The sequence below is a fragment of the Aequorivita sp. CRS11 genome (assembly GCF_059693805.1).
In genome coordinates this window covers 1-26,113 of the sequence record NZ_JCATIG010000005.1, presented here as the reverse complement: position 1 = coordinate 26,113, position 26,113 = coordinate 1, and the positions used below count along the sequence as shown (strand labels likewise).

At 41.4% G+C, this 26,113-nt stretch carries 21 protein-coding genes; 9 read left to right on the top strand and 12 right to left on the bottom strand.

Features of this window, described 5'->3' with window-relative positions; translation table 11 throughout:
- Positions 1–13 precede the first annotated feature (13 nt).
- Positions 14–994 (bottom strand): DUF1028 domain-containing protein, encoded by a 981-nt coding sequence (locus AC58DT_RS10970; RefSeq protein ID WP_497216869.1) that lies wholly within the window; start codon positions 992–994, stop codon positions 14–16.
- 325 nt (positions 995–1,319) lie between these two features.
- Between AC58DT_RS10970 and AC58DT_RS10965 the strand changes: the two genes are divergently transcribed.
- A complete protein-coding gene (locus tag AC58DT_RS10965; RefSeq protein ID WP_497216868.1) occupies positions 1,320–3,440 on the top strand; it encodes a tetratricopeptide repeat-containing hybrid sensor histidine kinase/response regulator in 2,121 nt (706 codons plus the stop codon).
- A 39-nt stretch (positions 3,441–3,479) separates the two neighbouring features.
- Here AC58DT_RS10965 and AC58DT_RS10960 read toward each other — a convergent pair whose 3' ends face one another.
- The 7 genes from AC58DT_RS10960 to AC58DT_RS10930 all read right to left on the bottom strand — a co-directional run bounded on the left by AC58DT_RS10960 (position 3,480) and on the right by AC58DT_RS10930 (position 14,128).
- On the bottom strand, positions 3,480–5,936 hold the full coding sequence (locus AC58DT_RS10960; RefSeq protein WP_497216867.1) for a T9SS type A sorting domain-containing protein: 2,457 nt from the start codon (positions 5,934–5,936) through the stop codon (positions 3,480–3,482).
- Positions 5,937–6,083: 147 nt separating this feature from the next.
- Positions 6,084–6,830 (bottom strand): succinate dehydrogenase/fumarate reductase iron-sulfur subunit, encoded by a 747-nt coding sequence (locus tag AC58DT_RS10955; RefSeq protein ID WP_045081400.1) that lies wholly within the window; start codon positions 6,828–6,830, stop codon positions 6,084–6,086.
- 48 nt (positions 6,831–6,878) lie between these two features.
- Positions 6,879–7,256, bottom strand: a complete 378-nt coding sequence (locus tag AC58DT_RS10950; RefSeq protein ID WP_497216866.1) for a four helix bundle protein — start codon at positions 7,254–7,256, stop codon at positions 6,879–6,881.
- 50 nt (positions 7,257–7,306) lie between these two features.
- Positions 7,307–9,310: a fumarate reductase/succinate dehydrogenase flavoprotein subunit gene (locus AC58DT_RS10945; RefSeq protein WP_497216865.1), complete on the bottom strand. Its 2,004-nt coding sequence runs from the start codon at positions 9,308–9,310 to the stop codon at positions 7,307–7,309.
- A gap of 11 nt (positions 9,311–9,321) precedes the next feature.
- Entirely contained in the window at positions 9,322–9,984 is a 663-nt protein-coding gene (locus AC58DT_RS10940; protein ID WP_062622941.1) for a succinate dehydrogenase cytochrome b subunit, read from the bottom strand.
- A gap of 152 nt (positions 9,985–10,136) precedes the next feature.
- Entirely contained in the window at positions 10,137–11,243 is a 1,107-nt protein-coding gene (locus AC58DT_RS10935; protein ID WP_497216864.1) for a T9SS type A sorting domain-containing protein, read from the bottom strand.
- Between the two features lie 44 nt (positions 11,244–11,287).
- Positions 11,288–14,128 (bottom strand): WD40/YVTN/BNR-like repeat-containing protein, encoded by a 2,841-nt coding sequence (locus AC58DT_RS10930; RefSeq protein WP_497216863.1) that lies wholly within the window; start codon positions 14,126–14,128, stop codon positions 11,288–11,290.
- Positions 14,129–14,925: 797 nt separating this feature from the next.
- Between AC58DT_RS10930 and AC58DT_RS10925 the strand changes: the two genes are divergently transcribed.
- Complete coding sequence (locus tag AC58DT_RS10925; protein ID WP_497216862.1) at positions 14,926–15,438, top strand: hypothetical protein; 513 nt, start codon at positions 14,926–14,928, stop codon at positions 15,436–15,438.
- 476 nt (positions 15,439–15,914) lie between these two features.
- On the opposite strand, the gene AC58DT_RS10920 is transcribed toward AC58DT_RS10925, so the two are convergent.
- From AC58DT_RS10920 to AC58DT_RS10910, 3 genes are all read right to left on the bottom strand, one after another.
- On the bottom strand, positions 15,915–17,000 hold the full coding sequence (locus tag AC58DT_RS10920; protein WP_497216861.1) for a hypothetical protein: 1,086 nt from the start codon (positions 16,998–17,000) through the stop codon (positions 15,915–15,917).
- Between the two features lie 780 nt (positions 17,001–17,780).
- Positions 17,781–18,557, bottom strand: coding sequence for an RNA polymerase sigma factor (locus AC58DT_RS10915; protein WP_497216860.1), 777 nt, complete (start codon positions 18,555–18,557; stop codon positions 17,781–17,783).
- Between the two features lie 6 nt (positions 18,558–18,563).
- Positions 18,564–18,752, bottom strand: coding sequence for a hypothetical protein (locus tag AC58DT_RS10910; RefSeq protein ID WP_497216859.1), 189 nt, complete (start codon positions 18,750–18,752; stop codon positions 18,564–18,566).
- 123 nt (positions 18,753–18,875) lie between these two features.
- Here AC58DT_RS10910 and AC58DT_RS10905 point away from each other — a divergent pair, with 123 nt between their 5' ends.
- The 7 genes from AC58DT_RS10905 (at position 18,876) to AC58DT_RS10875 (ending at position 24,754) form a co-directional block, all read left to right on the top strand.
- A complete protein-coding gene (locus tag AC58DT_RS10905) occupies positions 18,876–19,295 on the top strand; it encodes a helix-turn-helix domain-containing protein (protein WP_497216858.1) in 420 nt (139 codons plus the stop codon).
- A gap of 277 nt (positions 19,296–19,572) precedes the next feature.
- Positions 19,573–20,697 carry a tyrosine-type recombinase/integrase gene (locus tag AC58DT_RS10900; protein WP_497216857.1) on the top strand — a complete coding sequence of 375 codons (1,125 nt, stop codon included), beginning with the start codon at positions 19,573–19,575 and terminating at the stop codon, positions 20,695–20,697.
- 173 nt (positions 20,698–20,870) lie between these two features.
- Complete coding sequence (locus tag AC58DT_RS10895) at positions 20,871–21,416, top strand: STM3941 family protein (RefSeq protein WP_497216856.1); 546 nt, start codon at positions 20,871–20,873, stop codon at positions 21,414–21,416.
- Positions 21,417–21,659: 243 nt separating this feature from the next.
- The gene (locus tag AC58DT_RS10890; RefSeq protein ID WP_497216855.1) at positions 21,660–22,478 is read left to right on the top strand and encodes an AraC family transcriptional regulator; all 819 of its coding nucleotides are present in this window, start codon (positions 21,660–21,662) and stop codon (positions 22,476–22,478) included.
- A gap of 76 nt (positions 22,479–22,554) precedes the next feature.
- Complete coding sequence (locus AC58DT_RS10885; RefSeq protein ID WP_182043840.1) at positions 22,555–23,031, top strand: hypothetical protein; 477 nt, start codon at positions 22,555–22,557, stop codon at positions 23,029–23,031.
- 2 nt (positions 23,032–23,033) lie between these two features.
- Positions 23,034–23,462 (top strand): DoxX family protein, encoded by a 429-nt coding sequence (locus AC58DT_RS10880; protein WP_182043839.1) that lies wholly within the window; start codon positions 23,034–23,036, stop codon positions 23,460–23,462.
- A gap of 2 nt (positions 23,463–23,464) precedes the next feature.
- Entirely contained in the window at positions 23,465–24,754 is a 1,290-nt protein-coding gene (locus tag AC58DT_RS10875; RefSeq protein ID WP_182043838.1) for an APC family permease, read from the top strand.
- Positions 24,755–25,000: 246 nt separating this feature from the next.
- On the opposite strand, the gene AC58DT_RS10870 is transcribed toward AC58DT_RS10875, so the two are convergent.
- Positions 25,001–26,113: transposase (locus tag AC58DT_RS10870; RefSeq protein ID WP_497216854.1), on the bottom strand; the 1,113-nt coding region annotated here is incomplete at its 5' end.

Here is a 26,113-nt window from a genome sequence, read left to right as displayed (position 1 = left end):
TAAAATTTTAAAACTATCTAAGCAGTAATTTTAAATTTTCTTCGGAAACATTAAGTAAGCCCACCTTAGGCAGTCTTCGGGTAAGTTCCCGCCAGTTTTCATCCTTGGCGTATATTTTTTGCAGCATTTCCGAAGCTTTCTCCATTTGTTTATCGTTCGCCAGAGTGATGGCGGTCCAGTATTGCATTTCCAAATTATCCGGAAACATTTCCATAGCCGCATTATAGGCCTCCATGGCGTTTTTCATTTCATTCTTTTCTACATATAAATCGCCTTCGTTCATATATTCATAAGCCCTAAACACTTTTAAAAGCCTGTCAATTTCTTTTATTGGGTTTTCAGAATCATCAACTCTTAAATCAATTAATTTATCATTCCAGGGTTCTTTAGAGGCTTCCCCAGCAAAGACCACCAATGCCGCCGATTGTTTTCCGCGAATGTCGCCGCCTGTCTCTTGCGCAGCCTGCAGCACTGCGACCATTCTTTCGGCCAAAGGCATTTCACTATTCTCAATCCAAGCTTTTTCCATTGCGGGGACTACTTTATCATTCAGCATCATATTAGCCTGGACCGAAAAATCCTTGCCATTGGCGTGGCCTGCATAATCAATACAGCTTTTTCCAGTGTGTGTTGCAACCCTCCCTTGTTTATCTAAAATTGCAACCTGCCGAAAATCCCTTCCTTCATCATCACTCAACAAAATGTCCAAAACCTCTTGAGGAGATTTTCCTTTTTTCAGCAAATCCAAGCCGTGAATTCCAAAAGATCTGTTAGTAAACGATTGCGTGGCAACAACACCTACGCCTGCTTCGCCCCAAGAAACACCAGTACCTACGCTAAACCAATGGCTTTGCACAGCTACAGCCATTTCACCGGTTTTGGCATCCCTGGCTACTATTGAAAAAGTATGTGCTAGCGGATCATTTGGCTTATTGTTTTGAGCAATAGTTATAAAAGTTGAAAAAAAACTAAGTATTAAAAATATCTGTTTCATGATTTTCCGGTTTTGTCTAAAGATAATTTTTTGTTGCGAGATTCTATATGCTTTACTGTTGAATGTAAGCAAGAATTTAATCATTACCGTATATGAAGAGTTTCAGCTTTTTTCGAATCCTACACAACGTTTTAATAGTTGAATTTCATTATTATATGTTATTTTAGTACTCTTAAAAATCCATTTTCAACTTTTCTGAACTTTGAATTATTTACGCCTCACCATATTTTTAATTTCCTTTATCGGATTTGCGCAAAATAGCAAAGATACTTTATCTTCCCAAAAAGCATATGGCCTAGAAGACCTTAAGGACTCTCTCAAATTAATGCAAGATAGAACAGATAGGAGCCTGTTTGAAGGAAAATATGATTCCGTAATATTAACCTCTATTGATAATATCAGATTTGCCGAACATATTGGTGACACTGAGGCTGCATTCTATTCGCGCTATATGATGGGAGCAGCATTTATATATTTAAAAGATTTTAAGAATGCCCACGATTATGCTGATGCTTATTTGGAATATGCCGAACAATCAAAAGATGAATTTAAAATAGCGCGAGCCTATAATCTTATTGGCGCACTGTACCTCACAGAAAAAAAGTATGATTCTGCACTTCCTTTTCTCAAAAAAGCACTTCCTCTTTCATTAAAGAGAAAAGATACATTAGAAGCATCGATGGCCTATTACAACTTATCTGAATCATACCTTAATAAAGGCGATATGCAAAAGGCGCAGCTTTATTTTACAAAGGCTGAAGAAGGAATAGAAGCTATGGCGTTTAAAGGTTTAACTACCGAAATGAATTTGCTTCAGGGCAAGCTGAAACTTGCTTCAAACAAACCCAGAGATGCCATTGAAAATTTCAAAAAGGCAATTGCATTTGCAGAAGCAGGAAATTATATTGATGATATTTTAATTGAAGCATATAAGGAATACAGTTCCGCTCTATATGAAACAGGAGATTTTAAACAGGCTTTTTTAATCCGAAAAAAGTTTGATAGCCTTACACAAATCCAGTTTGAAAAAGAAAAACTGATGGCCATTCAGAATGCTGCGGCCCAATTTAGTGTAAATGAATATAAAAAACAGGCCCACCAAGCAGAACTGGAAAAAAAGTTACTTTCTGAAAAAGGGTTGTTGAATAATATTTTGCTCTCCTTTTTTATCAGCGCAGCCATATTGATGGGAATCTTTTTGGTAATTCTTTACATTTCGCACAGGGGGAGAAAAAAACTTACCCTCACCCTAAAAGAGAAGAACCAACAATATCTAAAAGCAAAAGAGAAATCTGAAAAACTGGCCTTGGCAAAGAGCAAATTCTTTTCCACGGTTAGTCATGAATTGCGTACTCCGTTATATGGCGTTATTGGTTTAAGTTCTGTACTCTTGGAAGATGAGTCCCTAAAAAACCATCAAGCAGATTTAAAAAACCTAAAGTTTTCCGCAGACTATCTGTTAGCGCTTATTAATGATGTACTTCAAATAAGCAAGTTGGAATCCAACACCCTTGAAGAAGTAAGAGTTCCTTTTGATTTAAGGGAATTGGCCCAATCCATAGTCTCATCATTTCAGTATGCCCTTGTGCAGAATAAAAACCAATTACACGTAGAAATATCAGAAAACATTCCAAATACTATCATTGGGGACCGGGTGCGTCTATCACAAATTCTTATGAATTTAGTGGGTAATGCCATTAAATTTACAACCAATGGAAATATTTATATTTCGGCCAGAGAAGAATTTATTTCTGAAAGCGAAGTAACTATTTACTTTAGTATACAAGATAATGGAATTGGTATTCCAAAAGAAAAACAGAAAGCAATATTTGAAGAATTTCAGCAAGTAGATTCCGAAGATTTTAAAATACAGGGCACCGGGCTTGGCCTAACCATTGTTAAAAAGCTGCTTGAAGCATCAAATTCTTCCATCAACCTTCAAAGCGAGCCTGGAAAAGGATCAACTTTTAGTTTTACGCTGAAATTTGAAATTTTAAAGCATCTTCTTAAAGATAAAATATTGGGCGATAACAATATTTTGAATGATAAAAAAATACTTGTGGTAGACGACAACCGTATAAACCAAATTGTTACCAAGAAAATTTTGGAGAATCACGGTATGGTTTGTGGCATTGCCGAAAACGGCGATATTGCCATAGAAAAATTACAAAAGGAAACTTTTGACCTCGTGCTGATGGATATAAATATGCCCGGCAAAGATGGGATTGAGACCACAAAAGAAATACGAAAATTTGACACTTCAACTCCGATTGTTGCCTTGACCGCTATTGAAGTTGAAGAGATGAGAAATAAAATTGAGGCTTCGGGGATGAATGATATTATTGTTAAGCCTTACGATACGGACAAATTTTTGAAAATAATTCTTAAAAATTTGTCTCAAGAAGAGGATTCAGTTTATAGTTCTGAAAAGTTCTCGGTTAGCTGAAAAATGAAAGGATGATTGGCGAAAACTTATTGATAAATATTATTTCTTGACTACTTTTTTTAAGATAATATTTTTGGTCTCATCATATATTTTTAAAAAATATAAACCTGAAATAATTTTTGAAACATCTATTGTGTTTTGACGCTCATTTTCTAAAACTAATTGGCCCAGTTGATTGTATATCTCCAATTTCACAATTTCTTTGGCGGAACCAATCCTCAAAACACCCGAAGTTGGATTTGGATAAATAATAAATTCATCCAGATTATTTTCGGCTACGGACAAGGGGCCTAAGTTTTCGTACCAAGCAATTTTATCATCCCCGTTTGAAGTTGATAAAACGTCTATATCGCCATCACCATCCATATCCGCAGCATATACTGAGGTGGGATATATTACATTTGAAGTCACAATTTGTTGATCTCCAAAATTTCCCTCGCCATCATTTTCAAACCAGGTTACAAAACTGGGGTTGCTGGATATGGAAACCACATCCATATCGCCATCGCCATCAAGATCTTCGGAAAAAACACTTCTATTGTAATTTGCATTGGAAGATATAATTTTTTGGACACCAAAATTTCCCTGTCCATCCAGATTTTCATACCAAGCCACCTTATCATCGGCACTTGAAGCGGAAAGTACGTCCAGGTCGCCATCACCGTCCAAATCGGAAGCATATACGGACAGCGCATAATCGGTTTCGGTAGAAATTATTTGTTGAGGACCAAAAGTGCCCATTCCATCCGTATTTTCATACCACGCTATTTTATCATCTTCGGTAGAGGCAGACAGTACATCATTATCGCCATCGCCGTCCAAATCTATGGCATAAATGGAGTAAGGCCAATCTGCGTTTGCGGTAATCAACTGGGGCGCACCGAAATTTCCTTGTCCATCCAGATTTTCATTCCAAAAAATTTCACTATCGCCTCCCGTTGATGAAACAAGGTCCAAATCGCCATCGCCGTCAATATCGATGGGGCAAAGACTCAAACCAATAAGCATCCCGTCAGATACCACTCGGGGTGGGCCAAACGTCCCTTGTCCGTCTGTGTTTTCGTGCCAGGCCGTATTATAGTCATCTCCCGAAGTGGAAAGCACGTCCATATCGCCGTCGCCGTCAATATCGGCGGCCCTAACAAAACCCGTCCCATTTGAGTTGACGGTTATTATTTGCTGGACACCGAAAGTTCCCTGCCCATTGAGGTTCTCGTACCAAGCTATTTTATTGTCAATGCTCGAAGCGGAAATGGCGTCCAGATCGCCGTCGCCATCAATATCTACAGGAAAAACAGACAGAGGGAACACGGCTTGGACAACAATGTTATTGAACGCTCCAAAATTGCCCAGACCGTCCAAATTTTCATGCCACGCCACAAGATCATCATAAAGGGAAGCAAAAACTACATCTTTATCGCCATCGCCATCAATATCGGTGGCAAGGCCCCATACGGCGGTTTCAATATCTGGATTTATTATTTGTCGTGATCCAAAGTTGCCCATTCCATCGATGTTCTCATACCAACAAACCTGGTTGTTTCCCGTTGTTAAAACATCCATATCGCCATCGCCATCAATATCATTTGCAGAAACGTGGTAAAGCAAGTGGTCATCAATAGAATATGAAATTTCATGGGGAACAAATAATCCTTGTCCATTTGTGTTTTCGAACCACACCGTGCTGTTTTCAAAAAAAATGACCGAATCTGAAGCATTTATGACAATATCCATATCGCCATCCATGTCAAAATCTGCAGCCACAACGTTTTGAAGGCCCCAATAATCCACTGAAATTATCTGTTGGTTTCCAAAATTGCCCAAGCCATCGGTATTTTCATACCACGCAGTTTTATTGTCAATATATGAGGTGGAAAGCACATCCTGATCGCCATCGCCATCAATATCCGCAGTGTAGACCGATTTTGCGCCTTGGATAGCTGTGGAAATTATTTGTTCTGAACCGAAGTTGCCCAAACCATCCAAATTTTTATACCAAGCAATTTTATCATCGTTGGCAGATGCAGATAATATATCCATATCGCCATCGCCATCAATATCGGCTGCAAACACCATTTCTGCACCATCTGCGTTTAAAGAAATAGTCCGTTCAGTACTAAAACTACCTTGTCCGTCCGTATTTTCATACCAGGCTATCTTATCGTCATCAAAAGAAGCGGAGAGCACATCCACATCGCCATCGCCATCAATATCGGCAGCATATACGGAAATTGCCAAATTCGCATTTGTGGAAATAGCCTGCTGGGTCTGAAAATTGCCCGCGCCATTGTTTTTATACCAAGCTATTTTATTGTCATCGCGTGATGCCGAAAGTAAATCCATATCCCCATCACCATCAATATCGGCAGCGTGTACTGAAAACGGACCATTGGGTAAAAATGTGTCATCAATGATAACGTGATCCTGAAATTGAATTTGGGCAGTTAGGCTACCAAAAATCAAAAGAAACGTAAAGAAGGGTAGTTTTGCACACATAAATTCCTGATTTAATGGTATAAGTTAGTAATTTTTTTGATAGACAAGATTAAAAATCCCACCCATTACCACATTCACCTGTTTTATATATAAGCAAAAAAACCCCCGCATTGGCAGAGGTTTTTAAAAAATTAAAACAATAAAAAATTATCCCTTCAAGCTCGCGCTTAAATACTCGCGATTCATTCGGGCTATGTTTTCCAAGGAAATTCCTTTTGGGCACTCAATTTCGCAGGCTCCGGTGTTGCTGCAGTTTCCAAAACCTTCCTTATCCATTTGTGCAACCATATTCAATACGCGCTCAGTGGCTTCAATTCTTCCCTGAGGAAGCAGAGCAAACTGGCTCACCTTTGCGGAAGTGAACAGCATCGCACTCGCATTTTTACAAGCTGCCACACAAGCGCCACAACCAATACAAGTAGCTGCGTTGAAGGACTCATCGGCATCGTGCTTGTTTACGGGAATGGTATTGGCATCTATGGTATTTCCAGAGGTATTCACGGAAATATAACCTCCCGCTTGTTGAATTCTATCAAAGGCGCTTCTGTCCACCACCAAATCCTTTATAACCGGAAATGCCTTGGCTCGGAAAGGTTCAATCACAATGGTATCGCCATCGTTGAACATTCGCATATGCAACTGGCAGGTGGTAACTAATCTATCGGGGCCGTGCGGCTCACCGTTTATTTGCAACGAACAGCTTCCGCAGATCCCTTCGCGACAATCGTGATCAAAAACTACGGGCTCCTCGCCCTTGTTAATTAAACCTTCGTTGAGAACGTCGAGCATTTCAAGAAATGACATATCTCCCTCAATACCGTCGATGGGATAGGTTTTCAATTCACCCTTTGCTTTATTATTTTTCTGTCTCCAGATTTTTAGTGTTAACTTCATGTTGTTAAAAGTTAATTGTTATTTGTTAATTGTGGCTTCTATAATTTGTCATTTCTCTTTCGATATGCGCAAGAGATAATTTATATACCCATTAAGAACAGCCAAGCAATCATATATTTGTTTTCTAAATTTTTGATATACTTCCTCTGAGATATACTCTTCATCATTTGCAGTAATGAATTGATCCAGCAATTCATATAAGGAACCTCGTGATGTTCTGCAAAACTGAATATTTTCTTTGTAATGAAACCTCCCGTATCCTTCTGAAATATTATGGGTTACCGATCTTGACGCCCTTCTCATTTGTGAAATCAGTTCATATTTTTCAATGTCGGGAAATGTTTTAATTAAATCCTTTACATCGTTCCGAAGCTCCCTTCCCATTTTCCAACAATTCAAGTCTTCAAAACTATTAATATCAGCCATCTTGAACCATTTCCAATTAACTATTGCCTTTTAACATTTAACAATTAACCCTACTTATAACTTCTCGATTTAACCTCAATATTCTCATACTCCAATGCTTCTTTATGGAGAATTTCATTTCCGGGGTCTCCGGTGTATTCCCAAGCGGCAACGTACATAAAGTTTTCGTCATCGCGCAGGGCTTCTCCCTCCTCGGTTTGGTATTCTTCGCGGAAGTGACCTCCACAGCTTTCATTTCGGTGAAGTGCGTCTTTTGCAAAAAGTTCGCCCAACTCCAAGAAATCTGCCACGCGGGTTGCTTTTTCTAACTCAGCGTTCATTTCGTTCATTCCGCCGGGAACTTTTACATCTTTCCAGAATTCTTCGCGCAGTGCTCTAATTTCAGCCATAGCTGATTTTAGGTCTTCAGCATTACGCGCCATCCCACATTTGTTCCACATAATGTGACCCAATTTCTTGTGGAAATAATCTACGGAGTGTGTTCCTTTATTGTTTACCAATTTCTCCAAAAGTTCGCGAACCTTGTTCTCGGCTTCGTCAAATTCTTTTGTATCGGTTGGAATTTTTCCTGTTTTGATATCTTTTGAAAGATAGTCGCCAATGGTATATGGCAATACAAAATAACCGTCTGCCAAACCTTGCATCAAAGCTGAAGCTCCCAATCGGTTTGCCCCGTGGTCGCTAAAGTTGGCTTCACCCGTAACATAACAGCCCGGAATGGTAGATTGCAAATTATAATCTACCCAAACGCCACCCATAGTGTAGTGCACTGCAGGATATATCATCATTGGAGTTTCGTATGGATTTTCATCTACGATTTTCTCATACATTTGGAAAAGGTTGCCATATTTATTCTCGATAACCTGTTTTCCGAGTTTTGTAACTTCATCCTTGCTAGGATTATGGTTTCCGTGGATTGCTGCCTGCTCCTTTCCGTAGCGCTCGATTGCAGAGGCAAAGTCAAGATATACAGCCTGCCCAGTTTTATTTACACCATAACCCGCATCACAACGTTCCTTAGCAGCACGCGATGCAACATCTCGCGGCACTAGGTTTCCGAAGGAAGGATATCTTCTTTCCAAGTAATAATCACGTTCTTCGGCTGAAAGATCGTTCGGTTTTTTCTTGCCTTGGCGAATGGCCTCAGCATCTTCTTTTTTCTTTGGAACCCAAATTCTTCCATCATTTCGAAGTGATTCAGACATCAAAGTCAGTTTACTTTGATGGTCTCCCGAAACTGGAATACAGGTAGGATGAATTTGCGTGTAGCAGGGATTGGCAAAATAAGCCCCTCTTTTGTGGATTTTCCACGAAGCGGTAACATTACTTCCCATAGCGTTTGTGGAAAGGAAGAAAACATTTCCATAGCCTCCCGAGGCAATAACCACAGCGTGTGCGGAATGTCTTTCTATTTCACCTGTAACCAAATCGCGAGCAATAATCCCTCTTGCCTTGCCATCCACGATTACCAAATCCAGCATTTCGTGACGGTTGTACGGAGTAATTTTTCCACGATTAATCTGTCGGTTCATTGCGGAATACGCTCCCAAAAGCAATTGTTGCCCTGTTTGTCCTTTCGCATAAAAAGTACGCGAAACCAACACCCCTCCAAAGGAACGGTTGTCCAAATAACCACCGTATTCACGCGCAAAGGGAACGCCCTGAGCTACACATTGGTCAATAATATTTGCAGAAACCTCAGCAAGACGGTATACGTTTGCCTCACGCGAACGGTAATCGCCCCCTTTTATGGTATCGTAAAACAATCTATAATTTGAGTCGCCATCACCTTGGTAGTTCTTGGCAGCGTTGATACCTCCCTGCGCTGCAATGGAATGCGCGCGGCGAGGAGAATCCTGATAGCAGAAGGTTTTTACGTTATAGCCCAATTCTGCAAGGGTTGCGGCGGCACTTCCACCGGCAAGGCCTGTACCGACCATTATTACGTCTATATTACGTTTATTGGCTGGGTTTACCAGGTTTATATCGTTTTTATGTTTTGTCCACTTATCGGCTAAGGGTCCTTTGGGTATTTTGGAATCTAATTTCGACATTGCTTTTTCTTTTAGTGGATTTGATTAAAATGAAGGTAAAGGGCAATAAAGATAAAGCCTAACGGAATGAATATTGCGTAAAACTGTGTGAATGCTCTTAGCCCCCTTGAATATTTATTGCTCCAGCCCATACTTTGAAAAGAAGATGAGAAGCCGTGCCAAAGGTGAAGTGCCAACAAAACAAAAGCCAAACAGTACAAACCAGTACGTATGGGGCTTTCAAATTTGTGCACCAATTCAGGATAATAGCGTGTGGCATCCAATGGGTTGCTTTCTACATATTTGTGCACAATTTCCGGAAACCAGAAATCGTAAAAATGAAGTCCTAAAAACGCCAAAATAACAGCACCGCTAATAATCATATTTCGAGAGGCCCAAGTAGAATTCCTGTTTCCTTTGAAAGATTTGTAACTTATCTGTCTTGCATTATTGTTTCTTATTTCGAGTATAATTCCCATAATAAAGTGGAAGACCACGCCAAAAATCAAAACAGGCTGTAGAACAAATTGCACCAAAATGTTATGCCCCATAAAATGTGACCAACTGTTAAAGGTATCTGGGTCAATTACCGAAGTGAAATTGATTGTAAAGTGTTGTGCCAAAAAGAAGACAAGAAATAAGCCCGAAAGTGCCATAGCTACTTTTCGAGCAATTGAAGAGGATAGTATTGCCATTATGGTTTTATTTCAAGAATAGTAGCACAAAAATACGATACCAAAAACTGAATGCCAAAAATTTAGACCCATTACGCCGTTATTTAGATTTGTTATACGAAAAAAGCCGTTCATTTAGATGAACGGCTTTTGAATTTGTTTTGAATTAATGCTTATTGAACGATCAATTTCTTAGTAGCAGAAACTTTGTTTTGAGTAACGCTTACCATATAAACACCAGCTTTCAATGAAGAAATATTCAATTCATTACCAGCAACGGTAGTATTGATAACTTGCTTACCCAATACATCATAAACAACTACGTGCTTTTCTCCAGCAACTGTAGTGTTTATATTAACTCTTCCGCTTGCAGGGTTTGGAGAAAGGCTGAAGTTTGCTAAAGCGTTGTCATTAACGCCAGCAAGATCTGCCAATTCAATTCCAAATAACTGATCTAGTGGAGTACCTTGGCTTACACCAACGATAGCAACTTTTCCAGGAACAACTTCGTCAGAAATAAACAAACCACCAGCGATACCAGTGTTACCAGCAGGTTGGCCAGAAAGGTTGTAATCGTAAACAAGACCAGTAGGAGTTCCACTTGGCAATTGAAGCTGAACAACTAAATCTCCACCTCCAGCAGAGGTTTGGTCGTGAATCCAAAGATATGGGCCACCAGCAGTTACTAAATCAACAGCACCCCCATAAATAGTAGTTCCGTGAGTTGCGTAAGGAATTACAGACAATTCATTTCCATCCATGTCAAAAGAAGCGATATCTGAACTAAAGTTACCAGTCCAGAAGCCTCCATTCCCACCATCAAGTGTTGGGTCAAAAGCAACCATTCTAGCAGTAGCATCAGTAGATGGAGTGATGTTAATTGTATTATCAATAGTTCTGCTTACAGGATCAATTTGGTAAATTTGTGTTGAAGCTGTACCTATATAAATGTTTGTCCCATCCCAGCTCATAGAACGAGTTCCAGACACACCAGGAATTGTGAAAGTTTCTAAATATAAACCAGTGTTATCCAAAACATGGATTAAGTCTGAAGCCCAGGCTGAAACCCAAAATTGGTCGTTAACAAAGCACACTCCAGCGTTACCTTGTGCGCCAATAGCGGTACCAATATCATAGTTAAAAAGAAGGTCAAAAAGCGCATTTGTGTTCTCAGTGTTTGAGTTCCCTTGAACCACAGGTGCTGCTTCAGCATTTTGTGCATAGTTAGAAACACTAGTTCCTAAAGCAAATGCAATTGAAAGAATAAGTAATTTTTTCATCATAAGTAATTTTTAAATTGTTTAGAAAAACCAAATATATCAATTTATTCAATCAAAAAAACAGTTGAAGCTGATTTATCCCTTAATTTTAACACTACCCTATATTTCCCCTTTGGCAGATAATACTTACCGTTTTCGGCCTTTTTGATTTCTAAATCACTGTTCGTCAGTGTCTTTACCCCTTTTTCTGAAATAGCACAATCATAATTCAATACATTAACACCCCTTGACGCCTCCACGCTAAATTGCTGCAACTCCTTTCCTTCTTCGGTTTTGATGGTGATATTTGCATTCCCTGCTTGCGGACTGTAAAACTGAATCTTGGCTTTCGGCTCATTCACTTCACCCCAAGTGCTCCATTTGCTGCCCCAGCGTGGGGAAAAATTTATAGTATCCATTTCTGCAAGTACCACTTCATCCATAGTTTTGGAGTTCAATTTTTGGAGCAGTGAAATATCAGCCACATACAGTGACCTGCCGTGGGTGCCCAAGACCAAATGTTTTGCTTGGGGTTGGATAACCAAATCGTGTACCGCCACATTGGGCAATTCCTTTGAAAAAACTTCCCAACTTTCGCCACGATTGAAGGAGACATAGGCACCGTTATCTGTTCCCAAATACAGCAAATCTTGATTCACTGGGTCTTCTTTTATAACATTCACTGGCGAACCTGGAAGGCTGCTGCTGATGTCTTTCCAAGTAGCGCCAAAGTTATCACTTACATACACATAGGGTTTAAAATCATCCCAACGGTAGCCGTTCAGCGTTATATAAACGCGCTCTTTTTTATGTGAAGAAGCAATCACGCGGCTTACCCATAGATCCTTTGGAAAGGTGTCTGAAATTTTCGTCCAGCTACCGCCCGCATCTTTTGAAACGTACACCAAGCCATCATCGCTGCCGGTGTAGAGCAAGCCAAATTGGAAGGGCGATTCGCTAATGCTGGTAAGTGTTCCGTAGGCTACGTTTCCGGGTTTTCCGCCTTGCGTTAAATCGTCAGAAATGGCCGTCCAATCATCGCCTTGGTTCATGCTTCGCATTAATTTGTTTCCACCTAAATAGAGAATGTCCTGATTGTGCGGACTCAGCAGAATAGGTGTTTGCCAGTTGAAACGGTAGGGACTGTCGCCCAACTCGTGCTTTGGCTGAATGTAAACGGGGGCTCCCCCTTTTCTATTCAACCTATAATAATTGCCAAACTGAAAGCCTGTGTAAACGATGTCGCTATTTCTATTGTCAATCTGCACGTGCATGCCATCGCCGCCCATAAGGAACTCATAGGGGTATTTACCCTCTTGCATCCAGCCGGGGTTTGCTTCATAATTGTTGGGGCCTACCCAGACGCCATTGTCCTGCAGACCGCCGTACACATTATAGCTTTTTTGGAGATCCACATTTACGGAATAGAATTGGCCCACTGCTGGGGCATTGTTCTTTATCCAGGTTTTGCCATCGTCATAACTTATGTTTACGCCGCCGTCGTTGCCATTAATTAAGTGGCCTGACATTTTGGGGTTTATCCATAGGGCGTGATGGTCTACGTGAACATTATCTGCATTGATGCTTTCAAAAGTGTTTCCGCCATCGGCAGATTTTAGGATGGGGACGCCGTACACGTATATTTTATTGGCATTGCTGGGGTCTACGTGTATTTTCCCGAAGTAATAGCCATAGGAATAATACAGATCGTCTAAAAAGCCCTTGTGGGTTTTGTTCCAGGTCTTGCCACCATCGGTGCTTTTGTACACCTCAGCGCCTATTACGGGAGTGTCAAACAAAGCGCTGTTGGCATCCTCCAGATATTTTGCCAGATCTTCAGGTTTTACGGTGCCTACGCGGATCATCTGTTTTACATTTTCGGCCCGGTATTTTTCCTGAAAACCGTTCATTTTGAGGAATTGGTTCAACTTTTTATCGTCTAAGGCCAGAAAGGCATCTAGGTCCATTGTTTTGAAATCGTCTTTGGTGAGAATATCAGTTTCTTCCTTTTTGGGTTCTTCCTTTCTGTGGAATTGGTTGTCAACAATCAAATACACCGTATTGTCATCCACCACGGCGGTGCCCATACGCCCCATTCCCTTGCCTATTGGCAGGCCACTATTCTCGGTGGAAACCTTCACCCAAGTATTACCAGCGTCGGTACTTTTATACACGCCGCTGCCCTCGCCGCTGCCGTCAAAATTCCAAGCTTTGCGATCTTTGTCCCAAGCGGTGGCATACATCGTATTGAAATTTTTGGGATTGGCTGAAATTTCAATAATACCCGTTTCATCATTTATATAAAGAGTTTTGCGCCAGGTTTTTCCGCCATTGGTGGTTTTGAAGACGCCGCGCTCATCGTTTGTTGAATACAAATGCCCTACTGCGCCCACAATCACCTCATCAGGATTGGAAGGGTTTATAAGAATACTGCTAATGTGGTGGCTATCGGTAAGCCCCACGTTTTGCCAGGTTTTGCCTTTGTCGTCACTTTTCAGCAAGCCGACTCCTGCGTATGAGGAACGGCTGGCATTTACCTCGCCTGTGCCTACCCAGATGGTGCCGTTTTGCCAATCTACCGCTACGCAGCCTACGTTTTGGGTAGGGCTATTATCCATAACCGGTGTAAAGGAGGTGCCGTTATTGTTGGTGTGCCATAGCCCACCACTGGCATAGCCTACATAAAATTCGATGGGGTTGTTAGGGTTAACCGCAAAATCTACCACCCGGCCGCTCATAATGGTTGGGCCAATGCTTTTAAAGGGCAGGTTTTTAACAGGGGAAGTCGCTGCCAGTTGTGTTTTTTGAGCGATGCTACTTGACACAGTAGTTGCGGGAGTAGCGGGTTGTTGTGAAAAAGCGACTGCAGCAGCTAGGCAGAGCGCCGAAAAGAAAAGGTTTTTCATGGATTAAATTTTTAAAAGTTGAAGGTACTTAAATGGGTTGGGTTTTACAATAGTTGGTTTAGCGAAGAGGAGTTAGCAAAAAGGAGTTAGCGAATGAGGAGTTCGCTACGAAGTTTGAAAGACGAAGCGACTAAGGATGAGGTACGAGAGACGAGAGACGAGGTTGGAAAACGAGATGGGACTTAGTAGGCTTCAAATGAAAAAAATTATTTATGAATACTTAGTTGGCGGCAGTGATTTCAGGGCGCTTATAAAGCAGTTTTACCTAACGTTTTAAATTTGTAGGAAAAAAACCTTTTCCTGCAATTTAATGGCTTTGCTATGGAGTATCCGTGGATGGGGTGTCGGTTGGCGGTTGTCTCCACCTTCGCCAAGGCTTGTGCCTCCGCTAAAGCTTCTGCGACACGCGAGTGGTGGACGAGTGTTGTCGGTTGTGGGGGCTGCGTCCTCGGGTTAGATTGGATGAATCATGAGGTGTTGTAGGGGTTATCTAGGGAGTATCTAGGAAGTATCTATGGAGTACGGTCGGCATGGTGTCGGCATGCAGTCGGCATGCGGTCGGCTTACAGTTGGCATGGAGTCGGCTTATGGATGGCATAGTGAACTTGTATTTTATAGGAAAAGGTTTTATATTTATCTAAAAACCAACAAGTTCAGCGACGGGAGGATTCACTTACGAAAATAATAAAAAAAACCCAAGAATTTACAAAAATTCTGATGAATTTGGGTTGTGCAGTTTATTTGTCAAGGAATTTAGGATAGCATTACGCCCCCTGTTAAAGTATAAAAACGTTGGAATGCTCCACCAGCGGCTTATGCGGCTATGTTCCCGAATAAAATTACTGGATTCCACTTCGGAAAAGGGTAGCCGGAATATGGGAGGGGGATTGCGGACGCTTAAGGGCAAGATGTTGCTAAGGGAATTTGTCTTTACGCCCAAAGCGGGCATACGACAGCATTTTGGGAATCCGGAAATTGATGAAGCGGATTTCACATTGACCTGGCGGGGATTTGATCCCTCTTCGGCCCGATTTCCGAAGGGTGCTACTGATTTTGAACTATTATATTTGGTGCTAACTTATGATCCAGATGTAAATTTATTTACTACCTATGAAGCCATTCCCATTAGAAGATCAAAACAGGGGAAAGCGGAAATGTTGGTGATGAAGCTTGAGAGAAAAGTCGGTAAAAAAGCAGGGATGCACTGTATTCCCGTAGTTGGACTTCGGTTTTTAGAGATTCTTGGGGAGGAGGAGTATGAGTGTTTAGGGCAGGATGCTGTGGGTATTGAGATTTTGGGGGTTTATTAAGGGGTTGTCGGTTATCCGTTGTCTGTTCTCGGTTCTCGGTTGTGGGTTGTGACGACACGGATGGTGGATTGAACCGTCATTGCGAGCGCAGCGCGGCAATCTTTTGAAGTTGCTTGTTATCATGATTGGACTTTTGAGCCAGTGGCCTCGATACACTTCGACAGGCTCAGGGCAGGCTAGAAACAAAAAAATCAAGGCTTACGAAAGGGTTCCTGAAAATTTCTTTATCTGCGGCGCAAAAATAAAGTCCCCCTAGCCCCCAAAGGGGGAATTTTCGTTCTCCTTGTTGAATGTGCCAAAAGGATTTTTGCTTCTCCCTCCGATATATTCATTTTCTACCCTTTCCTTCGACGAGCTCAGGACAGGCTGCTCAGGGCAGGCTACTTTTCGAAGGCCAAAAAATGGTTCTTTTGATTTTTTATAGTTTAAAGTGAAAAGTTCCAAATCCCAAATCCCTAATCCCTAATCCCTAATCCCTAATCAACAATAAGTTCGATGCCTGCTTTTTCGGCTTTGTATTTTATTTTTTCCATCAACTCGTAATAGCTCCAGTTTCGCAAAACAAATTCTTCTTCCTTTGCTATTTCTATTTTGTCTTCTTGGTTTAATAAGACCAATGTTCCTGCCTGTTGTTTTATGCAGAAGTCTATTAGTTGTCTGCTATATACATGGAGGCGGTTGTGCACATAATTGCGTTCCTTTTCACGGTAGCTTTCTACTGCCTTTAACTTTCTCTTTGTGCCATGTCCGGAACGGGAATAGGTGGCGCCCGCCTGGGCTCTTCTCCGTGCTGCCTGTATGGCGAGCCTTCGGTGGAGAAATTCTTCCCTGCTGCCTATGGTAAGCCTTGTCCTGTGAACTTTTACTACTATAGGAAATTCCAACGAGAGGGAGGCCTCGGCGATTACTTCTGGTCTTAATTGGTGGTTTTCTTTTTCAATTGTAAACACCGCCAGCCAAAAGATCTTGCCATCCTTCAGTTTGAGGTGGGAGGTGCGGATGCTGGTCTCACCTGCAATGGCGCGTTCGAGCAGCTTGCGCTTGTCGGTGAAGTCTTTTCCCAGATAGATACGGAAGGGAATCTTGAACAGCCGAAAGCAAAAGGCTTTCTTTTCTTCGTTATAGTGCAGGCCGTGGATGCACTCATCGGGGGCAAAGGGGAAAGCCATGTCCCTCCTAAAGTTTTTTAGCGAACGCTCGCCCTTCCAGTATGCGGTTTTCTCCTTGTTAAACGAGAGGAGGAGGGAGCGGTTGAGGTTGGAAAGGATGTCGGTTGGGATTTCGCCCTTAAAGCGGTCGGAAACCAAACGGTAGGTAGTGTTGTTCCGGGATTGCTTGAATATGCCCAAGGCATCCTTCTTTTCATCAACCAATTTGTACTGCACTTTCTCCGAGAGGTACAAAAACTCCTGTATCATTTCCTGTATGTAGTGGTGGGAGGCGATGAGGTTGGCCGCACGATAGGCACGGTTTTGCCAACGGTACAACTTTTTAAAGGCTTCCTCTCTTTCTTCCCCTTCCGGAAGGTCTACAATAAGCTGCAGCTTCCGGGTTAATTTCATTATTTGCATAGTCTGTTGTCGGTTATCTGTTATCGGGTGTCTGTTATCGGTTGGACCGTCATTTGCGAACTGAGTGAGGGAATCTCTTGAGGCTACTTATTATTATGACTGGACTTTCGAGTCGGTGGCCTCGATACAAATCCCAATTCGCTCCGCTCCTTGGAATTCACTCGGTCACCTTTGATTTTGCTTTTAATTTTTCTTTCGTTTTTTAATTCATTTAGACACTCCAGTTTTTAAAAGTCGAGTACCCACGCCGTTGTATATGCCGGAGCATTCAGTGAGTGCCGGAGCCTCACCTTGCGGGTCTACAAGAACCCTCTTTTCGGTTATCAGTTATCAGCTATCAGCTGTCTCCACCTTCGCTAAAAGCTTGTGCCTCCGCTATAGCTTCTGCGACACGCGGACGGTGGACGAGTGTTGTCAGCTATCAGTCTATTTGGTTTACCCAATTACAATTCAACACTTAAACAATTCACTAATCACGTCTCACCCTTCACCCTTCACGTCTCACAATTAAACAATCCCTTAAAAAGAGAGTACCCACGCCGTTGTATATGCCGAAGCATTTAGTGAGTGCCATTAGCCTCACCCTGTGGGTTTACAAGAACCCTCTTTTCGGTTATCAGTTATCAGTTGTCAGTTGTCAGCTATCAGTTATCAGTCTATTTGGTTTGCCCAATTACAGTTCAACACTTAAACAATTCAATACTCACGTCTCACCCTTCACGCTTTCACAATTAAACAATTCCACAATTCCACAAATTCACCCATCACCCATCACGCCGATTGCTGCTGATCTTTTTCCTCCAATATTCTGTATGCCGTCATAAATTCCCGATGTACTTCCTTTTCAGTTCGGTTTAGGGTTAGGGCTATGGTGGCGAAGGAGTATTTTTTTTCGCAGCGCAGCTGCAATATTTCTGCCTGTGCGGGGGTCATGGTGCCCTGTAATTTTATCGTGGCGGGCTTTTGTGCACTGTTTGGTGTGCCGCCTTGGTCTATGATGGTCTTGAGGGTGGCAATGGCGCGTTTTATCTTTAGGCTGACATCGGTTATGCTGGTGCCCATGGCTTGGGCGATGGCCTTGTATTGAAAGCCGTATTTTAGGCAGAGCTCTATAAGGTGCCTGCCCTCGGCATCGAGGAGGGGGAGGACGCTTTGTATGCGCTCGAAGTCCTGTTGGTCCTTGGCCTGTGCCTTTTGGGCTTCCATATCTGTACGCGGGTCGTAGCCCGCCATATAGTCTAGGTAGTTGTCAAAGCTTTCGAGGGAGCGGATCTTTCTGTGGAAATCGTTCCTAGGCCGGGTGTAGTAGGAGATGCACTCGCGTTTCATCACGAAAAGGAGGAAGAACAGGATGTGTTGCGGCCCCTCGATGCGGTCGCGGTGTACCCATAGTTTTAAAAAGGTGTCCTGCACGAGGCATTCTATTACAAAATCGTCTCGGAGCAGGTACCTGCCCATGCCAAAGATGCGCCTGCGGTACTGGGCGTAAATGGCAGCTAGGGCTTGGGGACAGCCTTGTTTTAGTTGTTCATAGGTGTTGGGTTTCATAAGAACCTATTTAGATTTGCACTCCCTTTCAATAACATTTTCAATTTTATTTATAAATCTTTTGTAATCCTTTTTAATTTTATCAGCAAAGGATGGGGAGCGCTCTCCTTTGAGGCAATATCTAACATAACGTGGCGATATCTTATACTTTTTAGCAAGCGCCTTTACAAGGGTTGCATTATAAGTTTGCTTCATTTTAGCTATATTTACAGATTAAATAATCTGTTCCCAATTATTGAACAGTTTTTTATACTGAAAATCAAATATATAAACGTTTTGTTTATTGTGCAAATTTTTATACATAAATAGTTTATTGTTATGGATAAAGCCATAATGTTGGATAGGATTAAGGACTATTACAGTTTTAAAACTGATGTGGGCTTTGCCAAGTTTTTAGGTATTACACCCCAAGTATTGTCCAATTGGAAAGGCAGAAATTCTTTTGATGCCGAGCTTTTATATAATAAATGCCCAGCATTAAATCCCTCTTGGCTTTTATGCGGAAAGGAACCTATGATCACTGATGAAATGCAGCAGCTTCAGGTAAACGAAGCAAAAAGCCCCTACATCCTCCGTAAGAAATTGACTTATCTTGAAGATGAGCTAAAGGCACTTACCGAAGCCGATAAAATAATGAGCGAATCCGGCAGCCAAATCAAGAAGGCCATTAAGCTTCTAACCGATCAATTTCAGCTAACTGAAAAGGAACTTAAGAATGTGCTGAAGGAGAAAAAGTAAAACCTATTAACAATTGATACTAGGGTAAACTTCATTGTGGCGCTCCTTTCAAAAATGAGCAATCATATTAAAGCATTTGCCCACAACCCATCAACCCTTCACCCATTCACCACCTAGTCAACAGCTTAAAAACAATTGCTAATTGCTAATTATTAACTGATTTTTACTATATTTGATATTCTCCCCTATTAAAAAAGCTCAGTGACAGCATTTTTCTTAATTGAGTTATTTTAAAATGATTTATAGTTTCATACGGATTTTTCTATAAAATGGAGGAATGCAAAAAATCACCCTAAGTACTATAGCGCATAAGGGTAAAATAGCCTACCGACTTCACTTTGCCTATAATGATGCTTTAAAGGAAGTAATAAAATCCCTTCCCTATATACACTGGAGCGCTACCCACAAATGCTTTTATGCCTTTTATGACACTATACCTTTTAAGGCACTTTATAAACAGTTGCGGGACCTAAACCTGTTTGTAGATTATAGCCAGCTACAAAAAACCCGTGGCGTTACCACCTATGTTAAAACACCCAGCCCTTTAAAGCTACCACAGCTAGCCGAAAGCACACAAAGGGATTTGTCACGTTTTGTTAGGTGGATGCAGGAAAAAAGGCTGGCCGTAAGTACCGTAAATACCTATCACGCTGTTACCGCCCTTTTCCTTCAGTATCTTCAGCTAAAGCAGGTTGCGAACCCAGACGCATTATGGATCCAACGCTTTAACCACGACTATATACTAAAGGGCGGGCACAGCGTTTCTTACCAAAACCAATGCATCAACGGCATAAAAAAATACTTCGCCTTTAAAAACCTGGAGGTAGAAAACATGAAGATTGAGCGCCCCCGAAAAGAGAAAAGGCTCCCTGTGGTGCTTAGCAAAGAAGAAATAAAAAGCATTTTTGAAGCCACCCACAATTTAAAACACCGGACGCTGCTATCGCTTATCTATTCGGCGGGTCTTCGCATTGGTGAAGCTCTTGCGCTACGACCTCAAAATATAGACCGCCACCGGATGCTAATACACATAAAAATGGCCAAAGGAAAAAAAGACCGCTACACCCTACTTTCCCCGAACATACTGCAATTACTGGAAACATATTACCGGATTTATAAACCAAAAAATTATCTATTTGAGGGGCAAGACGGCGGGGCATACACCTCTAGCAGTGCACAGCAAGTATTAAAAAAAGCAATGCGAAAGGCTGGCATTTTCAAACAGGGCATTACACTACACAGCCTAAGGCATAGCTTTGCCACCCATTTGCTTGAAAGTGGGACAGACATTCGGTACATACAATCCCTTTTGGGGCACAACAGCCCCAATACCACCATGATATACACCCATGTGAGTGAAAAAAGCTTGAAAAACATAAAAAATCCCTTTGACGATCTATAAAAAAAAAGTAGGTTTGGTAAATCCCTATAAAAAGCGTCACTATGCTGTTTTTACTAAACACAACAAATTTGATAAAACTTGGGCATAGCCATACAGAATGACGGGATAAACCCAATAAAGTTGGGAGTATAAACAAGTTACCTTGCATTTGAACTCACATAAATCTACAGAAGTTGAATAATAGAATTGAAATACCATTAAGTAAAAAGAAAATAGCAATGCTTTTATTAGGTTCAATTGCATTTGTTGTCGGCGGAATTTGGATTGCGACCAATCCCGAAAGGTTTATTCCTAACATTTTCAGAATAACTGACCCAGAAATTATCAGAATTGGAGGAATTGCTGGAATATTGTTTTTTAGTACAACAGGAATTTATGGAATTAAAAAACTATTTGACAAAAAAATTGGACTCATTGTTGACTCGGACGGAATAACTGACAACTCAAATGCGTCAAGCATCGGACTTATCGAATGGAACGACATTTCTGAAATCAGAACAAAACAAATAATGTCGACAAAATTCTTGCTGATTGACATTGTAAACCCTGAAAAATATATCGGAAAAGCTAAAAACGGACTACAAGCCAAACTTATGAAAGCAAATATGAATATGTACGAAACACCTCTTTCGATTACATCCAATACGCTGAAATATGACTTTGGAGAACTTGAAAAACTAATACAAACTGAATTTAAACGGAATAAAAACGCAAGGTAACAACGGCTATAGTTCATTGCTTCTGACTTTCCTCGCGGAAAGTCCTCGCAAATTTGCTATCTTCGGTTTACGGCGGAAAATCCTTGCGGATTTTCACGCAACGAAACCATAGCCAAACCGTTGTAGGTAATGCAAAAAGCCGGCCCGCATTAGGCACATTTGGTTTTTTGCCGACACCCAAAGCCAACGCTGAAAAACCAAAAGAGCCTAATTTTGCCACCGCACGGACGGACAAGACAATAAATGAAAACAGAACTCGAAATAAAAGACAAAACCAGACAGACCGAAGGACTAAAAATTGCTCCGTTCAGACAACACATCAGAAAAACATCTCCACACAAACACAACAGCTATTTTGAAATTATCTACCTGACTAAAGGAAAAGGTTCACACACCATTGACACCAAAGAATATGAAATAAAACCGCCTGTAATCTTCACTATCCGGAAAGAGCAAGTTCATTTTTGGGACATTAAAACAGAACCCGAAGGCTTTGTGCTTATAATCAAAAAATCCTTTATCGACAACTGTTTGGACAAAGATATCAAACGTCTTATTTCAGAATTGAGCGCACAAACTTGTCTTTTCCCCAAAGACAATACTGCAATAGATATTTTCAAGATTTTACTAAACGAATATCAAGCAAAGAAAAAACCAAATCGACCGATAATAGACGGACTGTTAAAGGCACTTTTGGCAAAACTTCTTGAATCGGCAACACCAAAGACTTCTAAAAACGGCAACAGCACAATCTTTCAAAAGTTCATTGACCTTTTGAGCAAAGAAAATGAACTCACAAACAAGGTAAACCATTATGCCAAATTGTTGAACACCACTCCGCAAAACCTAAATGCCATTTGCAGAAAAGAAACAGGACTATCTTCTGCCGAGATACTTTCAGAACACATCATCAATGAAGCAAAAAGACTTTTGCTTTACACAGACATTACCGTAAGCGAGATTGCTCACAGACTTGATTTCAAAGACAATTCCCATTTTTCAAAATACTTCAAACGACACGTTGACCAAACTCCAGTGGGCTTTAGAAGCAACAACAACTAAATACCACTCTTTTTTCAAATAGACCATACTATTGGTTAAGTGTTGTATAATTTTACGACATTAAAAACCACGAAATATGAAATGGTCAATATCAATTATCGCTTTGCTTTTGCTTTGGTCTTGTGGAAAAAATCAAGAGCAAAATGCACAAGGCAAATGGATAAAAGGAACGGAACAGGAAAAATTAGAAACCATTGAAAACCAATTCAGGGGTTTTGATATGGCAATGGTAGAAACAGGCTACCGTTATCAGGAACTGTATTGGGCAGGACAAGACGAAAATTGGGAATATGCCGACTATCAAATTGAAAAAATCCGAAAAGCAATTGAGAACGGATTAGAACGAAGACCCAAACGTGCAAAATCTGCAGAACATTTCTTAACCGTAGCACTTCCAGAAATGGAAAAAGCACTTGAAAAAAGAGATACGGTTGTGTTCAACAAAAATTTCCGAATACTGACAAACAGCTGTATCAGTTGCCACGCAATGGAAAAAGTACCGCACTTTACAGTAAAGAAACCACTTTACAGACAATCACCAATTCGCAAATAAGTATGTTTCAAAAAATAATTAATTCAGACCATTCAAAAACCACCATCATTATTCGCTTAATGGTCGGTGCGGTTTTTCTTTCCGAAGGCATTCAAAAGTTCTTATTTCCTGCTATTCGTGGTGCAGGGCGATTTGAAAAAATCGGACTTCCATCACCTGAATTTCTCGGTGCTTTTGTCGGCACGTTTGAAATTGTTTGTGGCGCATTGATTTTACTTGGCTTGCTGACAAGATTGGCAAGTATTCCAACACTCGTAATTATGTTGGTCGCCATTGCTACTACAAAATCAGAAGTTTTAGCCAATGATGGATTTTGGGCAATGATGCACGGCAGCCGAACTGATTGGGCAATGCTTTTGGGAAGTCTGTTTTTGATAATTAAAGGTGGTGGGAAATGGTCAGTTGACTCGATATTTCAAAAAAATAATTAAGAATGAAGAACGAACTAAAACGAGAACTAAAAACACCAGGAGCCATTTTAATGGGCTTGGGTTCAATAGTAGGGACAGGCATTTTTGTAAGTATAGCCATTGCTACCCAGATAGCAGGTAGTGGCATTATTATCGCAGTGGTAATCGCTGCTGTACTTGCAGCTTTCAATGGTTTAAGCAGTGCCCAACTTGCTGCTGCACATTCGGTGAGTGGAGGCACATATGAGTATGGAAACCGCTTTCTAAACTCTTATTTTGGATTTGCTGCCGGATGGATGTTCTTGATAGCAAAGTCAGCGTCTGCTGCAACGGCAGTATTAGGTTGTATAGGCTACCTGTTTTATGCTTTTGGTGTAAACGCTGACAATGTGGGCATTGTAGGAGCCGGACTTTTGTTACTTTTTGTGATGACATTACTTGTTTCCGGTGGTATTAGGCGAAGCAATCAGGCCAATATAATAATTGTTTCTGCAACCTTATTAGGTCTTACTGCACTCGTAATTGTCAGTTTCTTTGTTAAGGGCTTTCCTGTTCAACCAATTGTTGACTCTGTAAAAGACACCTCTATTACATCAATTCTCTATGGGTCAGCCCTTATGTTTGTGGCATATACCGGATATGGGCGAATTGCAACACTCGGGGAAGAGGTATCCGAGCCACGTAGTACAATTCCCAAAGCCATTATTCTAGCAATGGTAATTATTGTAATACTCTACCTTGCCGTTTCACTTACAGCGATAAATGTAATGGGAGCGGAAGCATTTGGTTTAAGCGTTGAGGGAAAAGCAGCGCCCCTGATGCTAGTTGCTCAGTCACTTTCCGTACCTGTTATTGGCCCTGTAATCACTATTGCTGCCATTACTGCTATGTTAGGTGTAGTGCTTAATTTACTGCTTGGTTTGTCGCGTGTAATTCTAAGTATGGCACGGAGAAAAGACCTGCCCACTAAATTGTCCAAAATAAATCATAAGACTCAAAGTCCGGCTATTGCTGTTTGGGTGACAGGAGGAATAATAGGAGTATTAGTGTTAAGCGGAGATGTGGTTTTTACTTGGTCATTCAGTGCGTTTACGGTATTAATTTATTACGCTATTACTAATCTTGCAGCTCTGAGAATGCCTGCGGACTTACGCTTATATCCTCGTTGGATTCCGGCTTTTGGGTTATTTGGATGCCTGTTTCTCGCCTTTTGGATTGAACCCACTTTTTGGATAGGTGGTCTTGCATTACTAGGTGTTGGTTTGATTTGGCATTCAATCGCTTTAAAGTTGAAATCCCGAAGCAAAGATTAATTTAACCGTCTAAAGTCTAACTACTTCAATTAACATTAGTAGGAAAGCCAACGCTCGACAGCCACACACATTGCCAAGCCGCTCGAAATCAGCCGCACAATCCCAAGCTTGTCAATAAGTGTGTCTGCCCCAACGCACGGACGAAAAAGAAAGCACTACCTACAACATTGGTAACCGTTGCACAACCCCTTAATTTTTTTAGACCTGAACCAATATAAGCGGTTTTAAGCGGCCTTGCTTTTTTGGTCAGGCTTGAGTAGGAACCAGATTTGGTCCTCTTAAAAAATGCCATGCTGCATTCTGGAGCACTGTTTTTGGCAAAAAACACAGAACAAGGCTTTCCGCCCCGCTCTTTGCGCGTTTTGGGATAAACTTGAGGTATTTCTTGAGGTTGTAGGCCATCGCCGAGAGATGCATGCATTTGTTGGCCTGTTTAATGCCAATGGTATTGACCTTGCGAAGCCCCATAAACTCCTTGAGGGTTCCAAAGATAGGCTCCACGGTGCTTTGCCGTTTGCTTTTTAGATACCGACCAGTGGGGCTTTTTATTCTCGCTATGTTGCGCTCGTATTCTTCCCGGTAAGCAGTGATATTGATCCGCTTTTCGTGGCTCTTGCCTATACAGCTTTCTTTGATGGGACATCCCTTGCAATCACTTCGTTTTGTAAAATANTCATATTCTTCCCGGTAAGCAGTGATATTGATCCGCTTTTCGTGGCTTTTACCTATACAGCTTTCTTTGATGGGACATCCCTTGCAATCACTTCGTTTTGTAAAATAATTATCCTTTAATGTGCCTTTTTCAAGTTTCTGCTTGCGGAAGGTTACTTTCTTTCCCTGTGGGCACAGCCAGTAGTTACCTTCTTTTATATATTTAAAGTCTTCGGGGCCGCCTTTGTAAGTTCCGTGGGGCGGAATGTAGCTTTTAATGCCCCTGGCTTCCAGATAGGCATAGTTCTCCCCACTGCTGTAGCCGGTGTCTGCCAAGAGGTGCTCCCAAATCATTCCCTCCTTTCTCAACCGCCTGTTAAGTCTTGCCACGGTGTCCTGCAAATACTGGTGGTCCTTCTTGTCGGCGTGGTAAGCCTGCACATCGGTAATCACGTGGCCCCCGGTATCTACGCTTATGTTGCACAGGTAGTTGAGCTTTCTTGCCTTCCCGGGCTTGACACTTATCCTGGAATCGGGATCGGTAGGACTATAATGGGTTTTGTTGCTGGTGTAACGGCTGCCTTTGTTCTTGGCTCCCGGGCGCATATCCTGGTCTTCGCTCCATCTTTTGTTACGGCTCTTGATCTCCTGTAATTCTTTTTTACTGGCCGTTATTTCTTGTTGTTCTTTAGGCGCTTTATTCTCTTT

What these genes read in the sequence shown, in the direction of transcription:
- AC58DT_RS10960 (WP_497216867.1), bottom strand. Translation starts at nt 5,936, where the DNA reads ATGTGTGCAAAACTACCCTTCTTTACGTTTCTTTTGATTTTTGGTAGC.
- AC58DT_RS10910 (WP_497216859.1), bottom strand. Translation starts at nt 18,752, where the DNA reads ATGAAGCAAACTTATAATGCAACCCTTGTAAAGGCGCTTGCTAAAAAG.
- AC58DT_RS10890 (WP_497216855.1), top strand. Translation starts at nt 21,660, where the DNA reads ATGAAAACAGAACTCGAAATAAAAGACAAAACCAGACAGACCGAAGGA.
- AC58DT_RS10880 (WP_182043839.1), top strand. Translation starts at nt 23,034, where the DNA reads ATGTTTCAAAAAATAATTAATTCAGACCATTCAAAAACCACCATCATT.
- AC58DT_RS10940 (WP_062622941.1), bottom strand. Translation starts at nt 9,984, where the DNA reads ATGGCAATACTATCCTCTTCAATTGCTCGAAAAGTAGCTATGGCACTT.
- AC58DT_RS10955 (WP_045081400.1), bottom strand. Translation starts at nt 6,830, where the DNA reads ATGAAGTTAACACTAAAAATCTGGAGACAGAAAAATAATAAAGCAAAG.
- AC58DT_RS10915 (WP_497216860.1), bottom strand. Translation starts at nt 18,557, where the DNA reads ATGAAACCCAACACCTATGAACAACTAAAACAAGGCTGTCCCCAAGCC.
- AC58DT_RS10965 (WP_497216868.1), top strand. Translation starts at nt 1,320, where the DNA reads ATGCAAGATAGAACAGATAGGAGCCTGTTTGAAGGAAAATATGATTCC.
- AC58DT_RS10945 (WP_497216865.1), bottom strand. Translation starts at nt 9,310, where the DNA reads ATGTCGAAATTAGATTCCAAAATACCCAAAGGACCCTTAGCCGATAAG.
- AC58DT_RS10925 (WP_497216862.1), top strand. Translation starts at nt 14,926, where the DNA reads ATGCTCCACCAGCGGCTTATGCGGCTATGTTCCCGAATAAAATTACTG.
- AC58DT_RS10885 (WP_182043840.1), top strand. Translation starts at nt 22,555, where the DNA reads ATGAAATGGTCAATATCAATTATCGCTTTGCTTTTGCTTTGGTCTTGT.
- AC58DT_RS10970 (WP_497216869.1), bottom strand. Translation starts at nt 994, where the DNA reads ATGAAACAGATATTTTTAATACTTAGTTTTTTTTCAACTTTTATAACT.
- AC58DT_RS10930 (WP_497216863.1), bottom strand. Translation starts at nt 14,128, where the DNA reads ATGAAAAACCTTTTCTTTTCGGCGCTCTGCCTAGCTGCTGCAGTCGCT.
- AC58DT_RS10875 (WP_182043838.1), top strand. Translation starts at nt 23,465, where the DNA reads ATGAAGAACGAACTAAAACGAGAACTAAAAACACCAGGAGCCATTTTA.
- AC58DT_RS10900 (WP_497216857.1), top strand. Translation starts at nt 19,573, where the DNA reads ATGCAAAAAATCACCCTAAGTACTATAGCGCATAAGGGTAAAATAGCC.
- AC58DT_RS10935 (WP_497216864.1), bottom strand. Translation starts at nt 11,243, where the DNA reads ATGAAAAAATTACTTATTCTTTCAATTGCATTTGCTTTAGGAACTAGT.
- AC58DT_RS10905 (WP_497216858.1), top strand. Translation starts at nt 18,876, where the DNA reads ATGGATAAAGCCATAATGTTGGATAGGATTAAGGACTATTACAGTTTT.
- AC58DT_RS10920 (WP_497216861.1), bottom strand. Translation starts at nt 17,000, where the DNA reads ATGAAATTAACCCGGAAGCTGCAGCTTATTGTAGACCTTCCGGAAGGG.
- AC58DT_RS10950 (WP_497216866.1), bottom strand. Translation starts at nt 7,256, where the DNA reads ATGGCTGATATTAATAGTTTTGAAGACTTGAATTGTTGGAAAATGGGA.